5 protein-coding genes are annotated in these 17,661 nt (G+C 24.3%); 2 read left to right on the top strand and 3 right to left on the bottom strand.

What is annotated here, in order from left to right; all coding sequences use genetic code 4:
* Nucleotides 1-1,741 precede the first annotated feature (1,741 nt).
* The 3 genes from DA803_RS06230 to DA803_RS06220 all read right to left on the bottom strand — a co-directional run bounded on the left by DA803_RS06230 (nucleotide 1,742) and on the right by DA803_RS06220 (nucleotide 14,559).
* The gene (locus DA803_RS06230; protein WP_114190889.1) at nucleotides 1,742-9,259 is read right to left on the bottom strand and encodes a BspA family leucine-rich repeat surface protein; all 7,518 of its coding nucleotides are present in this window, start codon (nucleotides 9,257-9,259) and stop codon (nucleotides 1,742-1,744) included.
* Between the two features lie 1,133 nt (nucleotides 9,260-10,392).
* Nucleotides 10,393-10,554: a hypothetical protein gene (locus DA803_RS06225; protein ID WP_170120260.1), complete on the bottom strand. Its 162-nt coding sequence runs from the start codon at nucleotides 10,552-10,554 to the stop codon at nucleotides 10,393-10,395.
* A 2,589-nt stretch (nucleotides 10,555-13,143) separates the two neighbouring features.
* On the bottom strand, nucleotides 13,144-14,559 hold the full coding sequence (locus tag DA803_RS06220) for a hypothetical protein (protein WP_114190888.1): 1,416 nt from the start codon (nucleotides 14,557-14,559) through the stop codon (nucleotides 13,144-13,146).
* Nucleotides 14,560-15,345: 786 nt separating this feature from the next.
* On the opposite strand from DA803_RS06220, the gene DA803_RS01585 reads away from it, so the two are divergent.
* Complete coding sequence (locus DA803_RS01585; protein WP_114190887.1) at nucleotides 15,346-16,071, top strand: hypothetical protein; 726 nt, start codon at nucleotides 15,346-15,348, stop codon at nucleotides 16,069-16,071.
* Between the two features lie 105 nt (nucleotides 16,072-16,176).
* The gene (gene tig / locus DA803_RS01580; protein WP_114190886.1) at nucleotides 16,177-17,604 is read left to right on the top strand and encodes a trigger factor; all 1,428 of its coding nucleotides are present in this window, start codon (nucleotides 16,177-16,179) and stop codon (nucleotides 17,602-17,604) included.
* The last annotated feature ends 57 nt before the right edge of the window (nucleotides 17,605-17,661 follow it).

Genomic DNA, 17,661 nt, shown 5'->3' with positions numbered 1-17,661 from the left:
CTATTACTTAACAAAAAAGCAAATATATAAAAAATATTACATTTGCTTCTTTAATCTATAAATATAAAGTTTATATAAAAAGTTATTATAATTCGTTGACTAATAAACTACTGATTTAGTTAATCGCTACTAGATCTAAATTTAAAATGCCCTACATTGTTGTAATGCCATCAAAATTAATTTTCTAATTTATAGCATGTTTGCCTTACATAATTTAGTAGCATTTGCTACTATAACATCTACTATAACATCTACTATAATTAGACTAAACATTTGCCTTTTTATTATATTTTAGAATTTTTGATTAACTAAAATTTATTCTTACAAATCCTTTTTTAGACATTTAATTAAAAAATACTGACTTTATAAAAAAAATAAAATTTAAATTTACAAAATTAAATTAAGTAAATTTTTTAATTTTATTAATATAAATAGTTTTGTTATATTAAATTAAATATTTTAAAAATAGTATTTTATTAATTTGTTTTTTATTTAAATTTTGACTTATAAATTTAGTTTCATACCATCGCTAATTTTCTACATTATTTTGGTTTTTATTTTGTAATTTATCTCCAGCTTTTAATTTTTAGTCTTACTATTAAAATAAATTTATTATTTAATAACTAAATTTTATTGTTAGTTATTTTGGCATTTTTATTAGCGAATAATAAAAAATAAGAATTAATATTGTTTTAGAATTTATCTAATGTTATTTTTGCCATTATTAACTATCTTATTAATGCTAAAATGAGCATGCTAAGGATAATTTAATAGAAGCAAAAAATCCTTGATATTAGCAAATCATTTGCCATAGTATTTTTATTTTAATAATTTTTTTATTAAAAACTAAGGCATAAAATTTTTTATAAAGTTAATTAATATTTTTTAAATGATGATTACGATATTTTTTTAAACAAACATTTATAAATATGTTGCAATTTTTTGTTTTTTTTATCGTTTTTTTCTTTTTTTATGAATAAATTTGAAATGTTTATTGAAAGTTTGTTTTTTTATTTCTAGGAGTTATATAATTAAGTATGTGGTAGTAAAATACCACGCTATTATCATAATAATCATTATAACTTTCAATAAAATCAATAAAATTGTGTATGCTACTTTTTTCAAAATCCTTATTATTTATTATTAACATTTATTTATAGCATTGATATTTTTATATATTCTCTAGTTTATTAACAATTAATTATTTTCTATTGTATTTTCAATTTCAGTTATTTTTTAATTTGTACATAGTTTGAGTTAGATTTCATGTTTTTATTTTCTGATAATTTTATATATTTTATATACTCCTTTCTTAGTTTTTAATTTTTTATCTATTTTATTTACTTATATAACTACATCCATTTATATACAAATTTACATTTAATAATATAATTAAAACCAAACCTAGCCATATCCCCCCCTCAATAGGATTGGTTTTTTTATTTGCATAAATTTTGCTAATTATTAATCTTTTGCAAAGTTCAATGTATTAATTTGCCTTATTCGCAAATTAAAACTGTAATTTTTTATTATTTTTTGCTAGTGTTTTTTATATAAGAAGTCAAAATTTTATTTTAATGAAAAAAGCATACCAGTTTAGTATGCTCTTATATTTATTAATATTTTAGAATTAAATGAAATTTATGTTTTTTATGCTTATTTTATTTATAGCCTAAAAGATTTTATAAATTATTTATTTAAGTGATTAATTTAATGAAATTTTATTTATTGTATTATTTTCTTATTTTTTATTTTTATTAAAAATTTTTCCTTTTTTCTTTAATACTAGTAGTGTTATCACTATAATGATGCCGATAATACCTAGTAGAGAAGTAATTGCTAATATTATTGGTAATTTATTATTTTGGCTTTTAGCCTCATAGTTAAAATTCAATTCTCCATAAAATTTAGCATCATGGCTAAAATCGGCATTAACCTTATTATTTTTTTTATCAATAGTAACATCAAAATCGAGATTAATCAAATCAACTTCTCTTAATATCCTTGAAATCATTGATTTAAAATTCTTTTTATTAATATCTTTTTTGTCAACTTTACCTAGTTCAAAATTAATTTCTTTATCTTTAATAGCTTCATTAATGTTCTTTTTGATAGGTAATGATGCCTCTCCAAAATAATCTTTACTGTTAACTTTTGATCTAATTATTGCGTGACTTTTGTCATTTGCAATTATTAAATCAATTTGGCTAAAATCAATTTCTGGATATTGTTTTTTAATAAATTTGGCAAGTTCTTCGATCGTAATTGTTGATTGTGCATTTCAAACCATCTTACCGATTAGTTTAGCAATATCTAATTTTTTTACAACAGTGAAGCTAATGGTGCCACCTTTTTGATAATCAGCGGAATTAGCTAAGACTTTAATAATGACATTTGCTCCAGTAATAGTAATTTCTAATTGCTCTCATTGAATGTCTTTGCCTTTATTAGCTTCGTTAATTACTCTTTTAATTTCATCTTTTGTGAAATTCTCAACTTTCGCTAAGCCACTAGTTTTAGAAATTACTGTCGCAATTGCCGATTTTTTAGTTACGGTGAAGCTAATAGTTTCACCTTTTAGATAATCAGCACTATTATCCGCAACTGAAATCATTATTTTCTCTTGATTAATTGTAATTTTTAGTTGGCTTCAATCAATTGTGCCGCTGCCATTAGCTGCGTTAATTACTCTTTTAATTTCTTCTTCTGTGAAATCTTCAACTTTGGCTAAATTAGTTGTTTTGCTAATAATTGTACTAATTGCGATTTTTTTAGTTACGGTGAAGCTAATAGTTCCACCTTTTAGATAATCAGCACTATTATCCGCAACTGAAATCATTATTTTCTCTTGATTAATTGTAATTTTTAGTTGGCTTCAATCAATTGTGCCGCTGCCATTAGCTGCGTTAATTACTCTTTTAATTTCTTCTTCTGTGAAATCTTCAACTTTAGCTAATTTCTTAGTTTCAGAAATCACAGTAGCAATATCTAATTTCTTCACAACAGTGAAGCTAATAGTTCCACCTTTTAAATAATCAGCACTATTATCCGCAACTGAAATCATTATTTTCTCTTGATTAATTGTAATTTTTAGTTGACTTCAATCAATTGAAACATTACTATTAGCTGCGTTAATTACTCTTTTAATTTCTTCTTCTGTGAAATCTTCAACTTTGGCTAAATTAGTTGTTTTGCTAATAATTGTACTAATTGCGATTTTTTTAGTTACGGTGAAGCTAATAGTTCCACCTTTTAGATAATCAGCACTATTATCCGCAACTGAAATCATTATTTTCTCTTGATTAATTGTAATTTTTAGTTGGCTTCAATCAATTGTGCCGCTGCCATTAGCTGCGTTAATTACTCTTTTAATTTCTTCTTCTGTGAAATCTTCAACTTTGGCTAAATTAGTTGTTTTGCTAATAATTGTACTAATTGCGATTTTTTTAGTTACGGTGAAGCTAATAGTTCCACCTTTTAGATAATCAGCACTATTATCCGCAACTGAAATCATTATTTTCTCTTGATTAATTGTAATTTTTAGTTGGCTTCAATCAATTGTGCCGCTGCCATTAGCTGCGTTAATTACTCTTTTAATTTCTTCTTCTGTGAAATCTTCAACTTTGGCTAAATTAGTTGTTTTGCTAATAATTGTACTAATTGCGATTTTTTTAGTTACGGTGAAGCTAATAGTTCCACCTTTTAGATAATCAGCACTATTATCCGCAACTGAAATCATTATTTTCTCTTGATTAATTGTAATTTTTAGTTGGCTTCAATCAATTGTGCCGCTGCCATTAGCTGCGTTAATTACTCTTTTAATTTCTTCTTCTGTGAAATCTTCAACTTTGGCTAAATTAGTTGTTTTGCTAATAATTGTACTAATTGCGATTTTTTTAGTTACGGTGAAGCTAATAGTTCCACCTTTTAGATAATCAGCACTATTATCCGCAACTGAAATCATTATTTTCTCTTGATTAATTGTAATTTTTAGTTGACTTCAATCAATTGAAACATTACTATTAGCTGCGTTAATTACTCTTTTAATTTCTTCTTCTGTGAAATCTTCAACTTTGGCTAAATTAGTTGTTTTGCTAATAATTGTACTAATTGCGATTTTTTTAGTTACGGTGAAGCTAATAGTTCCACCTTTTAGATAATCAGCACTATTATCCGCAACTGAAATCATTATTTTCTCTTGATTAATTGTAATTTTTAGTTGGCTTCAATCAATTGTGCCGCTGCCATTAGCTGCGTTAATTACTCTTTTAATTTCTTCTTCTGTGAAATCTTCAACTTTGGCTAAATTAGTTGTTTTGCTAATAATTGTACTAATTGCGATTTTTTTAGTTACGGTGAAGCTAATAGTTCCACCTTTTAGATAATCAGCACTATTATCCGCAACTGAAATCATTATTTTCTCTTGATTAATTGTAATTTTTAGTTGACTTCAATCAATTGTGCCGCTGCCATTAGCTGCGTTAATTACTCTTTTAATTTCTTCTTCTGTGAAATCTTCAACTTTGGCTAAATTAGTTGTTTTGCTAATAATTGTACTAATTGCGATTTTTTTAGTTACGGTGAAGCTAATAGTTCCACCTTTTAGATAATCAGCACTATTATCCGCAACTGAAATCATTATTTTCTCTTGATTAATTGTAATTTTTAGTTGGCTTCAATCAATTGTGCCGCTGCCATTAGCTGCGTTAATTACTCTTTTAATTTCTTCTTCTGTGAAATCTTCAACTTTAGCTAATTTCTTAGTTTCAGAAATCACAGTAGCAATATCTAATTTCTTCACAACAGTGAAGCTAATAGTTCCACCTTTTAGATAATCAGCACTATTATCCGCAACTGAAATCATTATTTTCTCTTGATTAATTGTAATTTTTAGTTGACTTCAATCAATTGAAACATTACTATTAGCTGCGTTAATTACTCTTTTAATTTCTTCTTCTGTGAAATCTTCAACTTTAGCTAATTTCTTAGTTTCAGAAATCACAGTAGCAATATCTAATTTCTTCACAACAGTGAAGCTAATAGTTCCACCTTTTAAATAATCAGCACTATTATCCGCAACTGAAATCATTATTTTCTCTTGATTAATTGTAATTTTTAGTTGGCTTCAATCAATTGTGCCGCTGCCATTAGCTGCGTTAATTACTCTTTTAATTTCTTCTTCTGTGAAATCTTCAACTTTGGCTAAATTAGTTGTTTTGCTAATAATTGTACTAATTGCGATTTTTTTAGTTACGGTGAAGCTAATAGTTCCACCTTTTAGATAATCAGCACTATTATCCGCAACTGAAATCATTATTTTCTCTTGATTAATTGTAATTTTTAGTTGGCTTCAATCAATTGAAACATTACTATTAGCTGCGTTAATTACTCTTTTAATTTCTTCTTCTGTGAAATCTTCAACTTTAGCTAATTTCTTAGTTTCAGAAATCACAGTGGCAATATCTAATTTCTTCACAACAGTGAAGCTAATAGTTCCACCTTTTAAATAATCAGCACTATTATCCGAAACAGTAATGATTATCTTATCTTGATTGATTGTAATTTTTAGTTGACTTCAATCAATTGTGCCGCTGCCATTAGCTGCGTTAATTACTCTTTTAATTTCTTCTTCTGTGAAATCTTCAACTTTGGCTAAATTAGTTGTTTTGCTAATAATTGTACTAATTGCGATTTTTTTAGTTACGGTGAAGCTAATAGTTCCACCTTTTAGATAATCAGCACTATTATCCGCAACTGAAATCATTATTTTCTCTTGATTAATTGTAATTTTTAGTTGGCTTCAATCAATTGTGCCGCTGCCATTAGCTGCGTTAATTACTCTTTTAATTTCTTCTTCTGTGAAATCTTCAACTTTAGCTAATTTCTTAGTTTCAGAAATCACAGTAGCAATATCTAATTTCTTCACAACAGTGAAGCTAATAGTTCCACCTTTTAGATAATCAGCACTATTATCCGCAACTGAAATCATTATTTTCTCTTGATTAATTGTAATTTTTAGTTGGCTTCAATCAATTGTGCCGCTGCCATTAGCTGCGTTAATTACTCTTTTAATTTCTTCTTCTGTGAAATCTTCAACTTTAGCTAATTTCTTAGTTTCAGAAATCACAGTGGCAATATCTAATTTCTTCACAACAGTGAAGCTAATAGTTCCACCTTTTAAATAATCAGCACTATTATCCGAAACAGTAATGATTATCTTATCTTGATTGATTGTAATTTTTAGTTGACTTCAATCAATTGTGCCGCTGCCATTAGCTGCGTTAATTACTCTTTTAATTTCTTCTTCTGTGAAATCTTCAACCTTAGCAAGATTATCAACTTTAATTTCCTTTTTAATGTCCTTTTTATATGGAAATTTAAGTTTTAATTTATCTAAATAACGCTTTTTACTTTTATCGGAAATTAGAATTTCTAAATAATCATCATTAGAAGAAATTAAATCAAAACTCAAAACGTCTCAAAAAATTTCTGGATTATTATTTCTTGCCTTAATAAGATCAATAATAATATTTTTATTCTTTTTAAGATCAATTTTTTCAATTCTATCAGTAAAATTTTGTACAGTAATCAAGTATTTAAGTTCTTTTAATAATTTTTGTGGAATATTCTTGGGATTACTGATAAGTTTTGATTTGTTATAAAAATTATCGTAATTAACGACTTTGTCAACATTCCAATTTGAAATATTTTGGTTAAAAGCCTTGGTGTTTTCAAACATTGAAGTCATATTTTCAACATTTTTAGTCTTCATAATAATTTTTTTGTTAAAAGATGTGGCATCTTTAAACATTTTTGACATATTTTTAACATTTTCAGTTCAGGTATTTCAATTTAATTCCATTGCGTCGCCATTATTAAATGATGATGCACCCTCAAACATTGAAGACATATCATTAACATTTCTAACGTCAAAATTAGTAACATTCTGGTTAAAGGAAGTGGCATTTTTAAACATTTTTGAAACATTAGTCACAATGATTGTTAAACTATTTCACTTAAATGATTTTCCTCCGTTATTAAATGATGATGCACCTTCGAACATTGATTCCATTGTTTTAACATTATAAGCTCAAAAATTTGATAAATCTTGATTAAAGTTGGTAGCGTTTTTAAACATAGATGACATATCTTTTACATTACTAGTTCAAGAAAATCACCGCAGTTCTTGATCACCATTATTAAATGATGATGCACCCTCAAACATTGAAGACATATCATTAACATTTCTAACGTCAAAATTAGTAACATTCTGGTTAAAGGAGGTAGCATCTTTAAACATTTTTGAAACATTAGTCACAATGTTTGATGAACTATTTCAATTAAAGGGCTGACCACCATTATTAAACGATGACGCACCTTCAAACATTGATTCCATACTTTCAACCTTAGAAACATCTCAGCTAGAAATATCCTGATTAAATGATTTAGCATTTTTAAACATAAACGCTGTTGAGATATTACCTTTTATCGCATTTTTTCAATTTAAAGGCTTACCACCATTGTTAAACAATACTGCATTTTCAAACATTGCATTCATCTTTCAAACATTTGAAACATCTCAACTAGAAATATCCTGATTAAATGACTTAGCATTTTTAAACATCGATGCTGTTGAAACAAGATTCTTTGTTGAATCACCTCAATTTAAAGATTCTCCAGCATTATTATATGCTTCTGCTCCTTCGAACATCGATAGCATATTTCAAACGTTTGAAACATTTCATTTTGAAAGATTTTGGTTAAAAAATTTTGCATCCTGAAACATTAATGCCATCTCTTTTACATTCGAAACATTTCAATCTGCAATAGATTGATTAAATGTCTGTGCTCCACAAAACATTGAACTCATATCCTCAGCATTTGAAACATCTCAAGTAGAAATATTTTGATTAAAGATTTTTGCATTTTTAAACATATTATTAAATTTTTTAACTTTGCTTAAATTTGTTCAAGTTAGTGGTTGACCTCCATTATTGAAGGCATCGGCACCTTCAAACATTGAACTCATATCCTCAGCACTCGAAACATCTCACCCCGCAATATTTTGATTGAAGATTTTTGCATTTTTAAACATATTATCAAATTTTTTAGCTTTGCTTAAATTTATTCAAGTTAGTGGTTGACCTCCATTATTAAAGGCATCTGCGCCTTCGAACATTGAACTCATTTCAGATAAGTTTGAAATATCTCAATTCGAAAGATCTTGATTAAATGATTTTGCATTCTTGAAAAGTTTAGATACATATTTAACTTTTAGGTTTTCTCAATTTAGAACATTACCACCATTATTAAAATTTTCAGCACCTTCAAACATTGATACCATGTTTACAATTTTTGAAAGGTTTCAACCTGAAATATCTTGATTAAATTTTTTTGCATTTTTAAACATTGATACTGTTGATGTAATACTCTTTGCCGAATCTCCCCAACTTAAAGGTTTTCCGGCATTATTATAAGCCTCCGTTCCTTCAAACATTGATCCCGTATTCCAAACATTTGAAACTTTCCAATTTGAAAGATCTTGATTAAAAAGTTTTGTACCTTCAAACATTGATTCCATATTTCAAACATTTGAAACATCTCAACTAGAAATATCCTGATTAAATGACTTAGCATTTTTAAACATTGACAACATCGTGGTTCTTTTATTTGTTCATCCATTTTTTCAAATTAGCGGTTTATTGCCATTATTAAAAGATTCTGCACCCTCAAACATCGACCACATACTCTTAACGTTTGAAACATCTCAACTAGAAATATCTTGATTGAATTTTTTCGCGTTTTTAAACATAAACGTTGTCGCTGTATTGTTTTTTGCATTTCCTTTTCATGTTAGTGTTTTTTCTCCATTATTGAAAGCTAATGCTCCTTCAAACATAGAGCTCATATCTTTAACATTTGAAATATCTCAACTAGAGAGGTCTTGGTTAAAATTGATACAATCCTTAAACGCATTTTTAAGTAACGTTATTTCCTTTGGTAAATCTTTTGGAACTGCAGTTACATCCTTATGAAATTGTTCAATTTGATATTCACCTTTAAAGTTTTTAAAATATCCAATTTTAATACACTCAGTGCCGTTATAAACGGATTGTACTTGCGTTTCCGCTGTTATAGAATTATCTTCCAGATTATCTTCTGGAGTATTTTGATTAGTTTTAGTTGAAATAATGCTAAAAGGTAATGAAACACTTGATAAAGCAGAAATTATGCTCAACAATTTTAATTTGTTTTTCATGTATTTAATAACTCCTAATAAATTCCAATTATTTATTTTTCTTTATATTAATTATTACTGTTGTATAAAGATAAGGTTGGTCAATTTTTGTCCTAGCATATGTTATGTTAGGCAACAATAACACATTTATTATATCATATTATATATTTATATAATATGTAATTATTTCGACCATATAATAGAGTAATACTAAAAATAGATATTATTTATGTTTCAATAAATTACTTCGTTGTATTATCTATGAACTTTATATAACTTCAATTGTCAAACATGTAAAATATATATAGCAATTTATTTACTACTTATAAAAACGAATTTAAATTTTAAAAACATACCTATAGTGGCATGTTTTAAAGTTAAATAAGTTGATATTACTTTTAATTTTTTAGTTGGTTTATTAAAACCAAATATATTAACTGTTATTATTCTAAGAGTTATTATTGAAAATAACAATGGTAATTTATTATCTTCTCTATTAGCGCAGAAATTGAAATCTAGTTTTCCATAATAACTTTAACTGTGATCATAATTAATAAAAAATTTATTATTTTTATTATTGCTATATTATTATCAAATTCTAATTCATTAATATTAGTTATCGAAAATTTTTTAGTCATGGTTTTCTTTTATTTTTATTTAATTATTTTTTACTAGTCTTTGATAAATTAAATCAATTTTAATAAAACTAAGTTCTAAATAACATTTTTCAATAAATTTATTGATTTTTTCATACTATATGTTAATCAAATGGTTTCATTTTTTTGCTATTAATTAAGAACATTATATTATCTTCTAAAATATTCTCAGTTATTTTTTTAAATAATTAGCACTATTATTAGATACAGTAGTTGTTTTATGTTGCAATTTCCGATTAACTTCAATCAATTTCGATCTTATGATTAGTGCTATTAACATTCTTATTTACTAAAGTATTAAACTTTATAAGAAATTATCATACTGTTTTTATGTCTTTTAATTTAAACAATAATTTAATTTGAATTTTATCGATATAAGATTTTTATTTATCTTGAATTGATATTTCAACAAATTTTTTATTTAATACTAAATTAAAAGTTAACGCATTTCATTTAACTTTTGAATTATTGTTATTTAATTTGATAATTTCATTAATTTTATTTTATTGGATTATCAGCTGACTTAATTTTATCAATTTCAGTTTCAAAATTTATCCTAGAAATAAACATTGTAAGATTTATTATTAATTTACTGAAAATTTTTCTTTGATAATTCTTAAAGTTATGAATTTGAATAAAATTTACTATAGCTTTCAACATTTGAAAAATTTCATTTTAGGATATTGTGATTAAAATTTACACTTTTCAGAAATTGTTTCTTAGGTGACAGTATTTGAAATGATAGATCGGTTGGAACTCTAGTTACATTTTTTAGAAATGTTCAATTTTAATTTATTTTATTTTTACATTGTTTTAACAATATTGGTTCCTTTTGATGCTTTTAGTGCGATAAGAATAAAAGATAAAATTACGGTTTGCAAAATTGAGATTATATCTAGTAATCTTAATCTATTTTTCATGTATTATCTAATAATTTTTATTTAAATTTAATTTTGTTATTTTGATTATTTTTTTGCCACATGAAATATATAAATAATTATAAATATAGTCACAAGCGTATAATTGCATATTACTATAGAAAATAATAATATGATATAGATCCTAATTTATCTATTATTTATATTTGAATTTAATATGACAAATAATATTCAATTAATTTATTTTTAAAAGTGAGGGCTAATCAGAATTTTATTTGTTTAATTATGATTTTATTTTTAAATATTAAAATAGAAATTTTTATCAAACTAAAATAGTTAACTTTTTAAAAATTTGATTATTTTTTAATTAATTATTTAGCGGTACTTTATCTTTTAATTTTTTATTTTTCGCAGGCTATATAAATGGTATTTTTAATTAATAGAATTTATGATTTAGTAATTAAGATAGTTAAATAATTTTTATAAAATTTTTGAGATCTTCATTTTATATAAAACTTCATTTTAATTATTAATGAAACGCAATTATTAATTAAAACCATATTTTAATTTTTATATCTACAATTTGAGTATTCAAATTTTTTTGCAAAAAAAAAAAAAATAATTTGCAATTTTTTCGATTAAAAGCACTAAATTTTTTAACTCAAAATTGAGTGTTTTTTTGCCTAAAAATGGTCTATTTTTCACTAGTATTTTTAGCTGTAATAAAAATGTTTAATTCATTGCTATTTAGCAATAAATTTCAAAGACAGATAAAAAAATATAAGTTTAATAAATATTTTTTTATCAAATGGCGAATTCCTTGAATTTTTATTGGTTTTTCAATAAAAAATAACAAATTTTTGTCGTGTGTATTATAATGCTTTTTTGCCGAATTTTTTTCTAAAATGAATCATTAATTTTTACTTAAAATCTAGTGATTTTTTACTGTTTTTTCAGTTCAATATTGTTGAATAATCAAATGTCAAATTATGGTATAATTTTTTTTGAAGGTATTGAGCAAAAAAAAGGAAGTTTTTTGCTAATAAATTTACCTTCCCCTTGATGGTTGTAATTTCATAATTTAACGTACACCATGCGAAATAAAAGTAAAAATAGTATTGACTATTCTAATATATAAATAGAATAAAAATATCAGTCATAGTTTATATTTTAATTAATTAAGTTATAAAAAAATAAAACAATGGATGAGTTATAACAAAATTTAAAATAAAAGGCAAACTAAAAAAATATTACGTGACGATATTTTTATAAATCATGATGAATACAGGGAAATAGATTGTAATAGGTTAACTTATTTAACTTTAAATTTAACTTCTCTAAGTAGATAAATTAAATAGAAAAAAATCCAAGAATTATAAATTTGTTAGTGGGTAATTCCTTTATCAAAAAAAGGTTGTATTAAGAATTAATAATAGTCTCCGCTTTTGGTTAATTAAATAATAAAATATTTAACCTAGCATCACCTTTGTAAACAAAATAATTAGCAAATAAAACCCTAATAATACTATGTTTAATTAGAATAAGATTAAATATCAGAATTATATGCTAAATTTTAATTTGACTATTGATGATAAAACTAACTTGTTAAACTAAAAATTTAATGAATTCTAACCTTATACGTAAATATATTTTGAATAGTGTGCAAATACTGGCATAAATAAAAAAGTAAGAAAGAAAAGTCACAAGCGATTAATTATTTAAGCAAATAAAAGGCTACATATTATTTTTAACATCGCATATAATAAATATGAAATCTAGCAATAAATTAGAAATTAAGTAATTATAGCTAACAAAAATCTCAGTAAATAATGAAAATTCTAATATCACGGGAAATATAAATGGATGGGTAGTTCCATAAAAAGACTAAAATTCAAAAAAATATGTTAATGTTGCTATATTTTTTAATTTCATATTATTTCTCTGGTTTTATAAATTGGAAATATTATAGTTAATATTTTGCAAATTAATTTTAAAAAAGCTATTAATAGTAAATTTAGATTTTAATATTTCGAAATGGATGATAAGAAATATTAAAATCTATTTAGATGATGATTTTATTCTAGATAAATTTTAAAAATCATTAATTAATAGTTAAAATTTAATTTTTTGAATGGACATAAAAAAATTAAATTACTAAAGATTAGCAAAAAACTACAACATTAATAAAAAAATCACCGAATTATAAAACATATAAAAGCAATTATAAAATTGCTTCAACTTGTTATTATTATTAAATAAGTAAATAAATATCCTATATTATTGTTGATTTATAATCATTTAATCTCCTTTATGTATTAATAAAGTTATTCAAATGTTTTCAAAAACACAATCATGTTTGATTGTGTCTTTTTTATTCTAAAATTGAAGGAATAAAATGATCAATTTTTTCAAGAGGAATTGTAATAAATTCTCTAATTGCGATAAGTAATTTGTCATTGGTATTTATATTAGCTGTTTGTTTATACTGATTTAAAATCTCGTTTAAAATTTTCTCCCATTTATCTAATTGGTCATTTTTTGTCTTATCGATTCACTTTTTAATTTCGCCATCGTTTGTGATAATGCTAAGATTGTTATTAATATCTATTTGAGATTTTCTTAGATTATGAAGATATATTTTATTTATTGATAAATATTTGTTAATTTCTTTAGCTAATTTTTTAAATGATTTGTGATTTAATTTATTTGAGACTTTATCAGCTATTTTCTTTAATTTTAAAATCAAATTATGATTATCAAATAACATTTTTAAAATTGGCACTTCTTCAATTTGTAATATAGTTTCTAAATCAAGCATTGCTAAAAATGGATTAATTTTTTCAAATTCTACATTTTTTAGAATTAATTTTCTAATCGCTTCATAGAATCGCATTTTATTTTCAAATTGCGCAATTAAATTACGTTTTAATTTATAAATAATTTCTTCTTTGATGACAATATTACTAGTCTTATCCATGCTACTATTTTTAATTAATAATAAATTCTTAAGTGCTTTGTTAATAATTTCAGTATTAATTTCTTCATTTTTTAGTATTAGTAGGTTTTCTTTGGAAATTTCAATAAATTTATTGGATTTTTCAAATAATTTCTTTCTTTTGTTAATTAAATTATCCATCATTAGACTAAAATCTTCTGCTAAATATTTATTTCAAAATCAAATTTCATTTGCATTGGATGAGGTTTTTATTTTTGGTAGAGTAGTGTCGATCAAAGGTGGGTGTGAAATTCTGCTAAATTCAAAATATTTATTAATAATTTTCCGGCGCATTTCTCCATATGAAAATAATAAACCTTGATTATCTTTTTTTAATTTTTCTCGTTTAGCCCTTAAATCCATAATTTCTTTGTAAAAATCATCTAACTTTTTATTAGATTTTAATTTTTGAGAAATAATCGGCCTGTCAAATAATCTCTTATTTACATTTTCCAAAATTATTTTTCGGGAAAAATTGGTTCATATTTTATTAACATTATCAACGGAATTTGCTTCTTTTAATTCTGATCTGAAAGATTTTATGTCTGTATATGGAAATTTTGTAATAGCTAAATTTAATATTTTATTTTTTAGCTTATTTATTGGAGACATCAAATTTTTACTTTTTTTATTATTTGAATTTTCAGTTTTCTTATTATCAATTACGGTTGTGGTATTATTATCACCTTTATTTCTATTAACTTCAGTTTTACAAGCAGATGTGACAAGTAACATTGGTAAAATTAAAGAAATTGCTCCAATTGATATGATCATTCTTTTCAGTTTTTTCATTTTTCTTGTTTCTCCTAGTGTATTAAAATAGTTACCATTCAATATTTTATAAAATTTAAAATTTTTTAAAAAATAGAAATTATGAAAAATTTATTAAAAATCTAATATAGTTCCATAGTTTGAATTAATTCATTGAATTTTTCAATAAAAAATTATTTTAAAATTTAAATAAAATTAGTTTATTAGTCCTAAATTGCATTTACGATACTTTTTCCATTATAAATCACAAATGTCATCAAAATATGATGAAAATTTTAAGTAATTATTATGTTACTTATAAAAATAATTAAGATTATAGTATAAAAATGTCATTGTAAAGATTTTGGAAGGCAATTAAAATTAAATTAGCTATTTTTATTCAAACAAACAAAAAATAAGAGGCAAAATAAACAAAAATATTTTAAATCGTTAATAATTTTATTAATATCCTTAATAACTGCTCCACTTGTCGTTGTAAGTTGCAATAATAAAATCGATTAAAATAAGAAATCAAAAAAAACACAAGCTAATTAATTAAATGACCAATTTATACCTAATTAAAAAAAATTACTAAATTAATTTTCTAATTTATCAAATATCTACAGCTATTTATATTTAACAAGTTTCATTAATTTAAAACCCAATTTCTCATATTAATCAATATTAACTTTGATCTAATATTAAAATTTTACTTTTGTCTTTTACTTAAAATGGTAGATTAATTAGATTAATTTTACAATTTATTATTTAGTTTATTGATATTAGTGAATAATTTAGATTTTGCTTAATTAAGGTAAAATAATTAGTATGGAAACAAATAATAATAAAAACAATAATGCTTTAGATTTCGACAAAATTTTAGAAGAAATTACATTAATTCGAAAAGATGACCCAATTAAGGCAATTTACAAAGTTGATGAATATTTGAAAAATGCTGTTTTATCAGATGACATTGCAGATTTAGAATCACTGCGCCAAAACATTATTTTTCAAATCAAAAAAGATAATTTAATTGTGAAAACTAATCTTGATACCCTAAGTTTAATTAATTCACTTAAAAATAAGAAAATGGATTATGTTTTTATGCTAAATTACAACGAGTTAAAAGGGCGCGATGATTTTCATAAACATGCTGCCGAATTTCAGCATTTTTTCAATCAAAGTGATTTTGATAGTGGCGGGTTTCAAACGTTAATTTATGATCTTTTGCAAAATAAAGAAATTGACTTCGATTATTTAGTTAATGGTCAAATTATTAACCCTAAAAAACTAGGATCATTTCTAGAAAATCCCGGAATTAGTAAAATGCAATCCGAAATATTCGCTACCTTTGATAAAGACGTTGCTAAAAATAAAGTTGCTAGACAAGTTTTTTCTGCCTATTTATTCAAAAATTGAGTTGATATTTTACTAAAAAAAACAACCCACGATTATGAGCAAATAATTAATGTCGTAAATGTTTTATATGGTGAAAAAGATGAAAATGAGTTAAATAACGAAGAAAAAGCCATTTATCAAATATTTAGCAAATAAAATTAGATAAAAATAAATTGCAGAGCTTATAATTGATAAGCAATTTTTTTGTAATTTATTTAGCAAATAAAATATAATATAACAAGATATTATTTAAGGAGAATTATGTCACGAATAATTAATAAAGAAAAGACAGAACTAAGAATTTCATACGTTTTAGAAGGTCAAGAATGACAAGAAGCCATAGAAAAAGCAAGAGAAAAGCTTAGATTAAATGTACAAATTCCAGGATTTAGAAAAGGAAAAGTTCCTGCTCGTGAAGCTGATAAGCACATTAGCTTAGGAGAAGTGCTAGAAAAAGCACTAAGATCAAAACTTGATAACATTTACACTGAGCACATTGCAAAAGAGATTCAACCAACCGATCAAATTGTTGGAAGAGAAGAACTTAACATTCCAGAATTTACAGAATCAAAAGTTGTTGTAGAATTTATCTTCCCAATTATCCCTGAAGTAAAATTAGGTGATTATGCAAAACTTGGTGGAAAAATTGGTTCATTAGAACTTTCAAAAGAAGAACTTGCTGAAACCGAAATGAAAATCATTGAAAAATACACTGTTATGTTAGATAGTGAAGAACCAATAAAATTAGGTGATGAAGTTAACTTTGACTTTAAAGGTTTTGTTGAAGGCGAACCATTTGATGGTGGCGATGCTGATGGCTACGAGTTAAAAATTGGATCAAAACAATTTATTCCAGGTTTTGAAGATAAAATGATAGGACTAAAAAAAGGTGAACAAGCTGACCTTGATTTAGCATTCCCTGAAAATTACCACGTTAAACATTTAGCTGGTAAAAAAGTTGTTTTCAAGGTAAAAATTAACGGAATTAAAACACCAAATTTACCAAAAATTGACGAACAATTTTTAAAAGAAATTAACATTACTGGAATAAATACTTTACCAGAATATCAAGAATTTCTTGAAATGCAAACCTATAAAAATAAAATAGCAGATCTAGAAACAAAATTTGTTGAAGACATTACTAAAAAACTAATTGAAAGTTCAGAAATTGCTATTTCTGATTCACTACTAAAATCTGAATCTAAGAAATACTACGATAATTTATTAAACAACCTAAAACAACAAGGTATTTCAGAAAAAGAATATTTAGAATTTACAAAGAATACAAAAGATGATATTTTTAAAATCTTTAATGAATCAGCTATTGAAAATCTAAAGAAAAGTTTTATTTTTGGTGCCATTGCTAGCGCAGAAGGCATTAAAGCTACTGAAGAAGCTTACACTGCTGAATGTCAAAAATTTGCTGATCTTTACAAAATTGGTATCGAAAGTGTTAAAGGTATTTTAAGATTTGAAAATTTCGAAAATAAATTTATTACTGAACAAGTTATTGAAACCTTAATGAAAAAAAATGATCCAAAACATTTTGCTAAATTAGAAGAAATCAAAAAACAAATTCAATCATTCGACGAAAAACAAACTGAAAAAATTGTTGCAAAAGCTAAAGCCGATACTGAAGCCGCTGCAAAAGCTAAAGCTGAAGAAGCATCTTCTCAATCAAAAAAATAATTTTTTAAGAACTTAGCTTGCTAAGTTTTTTATTAAACTTTTTAAATTCTTATTAAT

The organism is [Mycoplasma] phocae (assembly GCF_003332325.1).
In the GTDB taxonomy this organism is placed as follows: Bacteria; Bacillota_I; Bacilli_A; order Mycoplasmatales; family Metamycoplasmataceae; genus Metamycoplasma; species Metamycoplasma phocae.
This window is presented reverse-complemented; position numbering and strand designations above follow the sequence as displayed.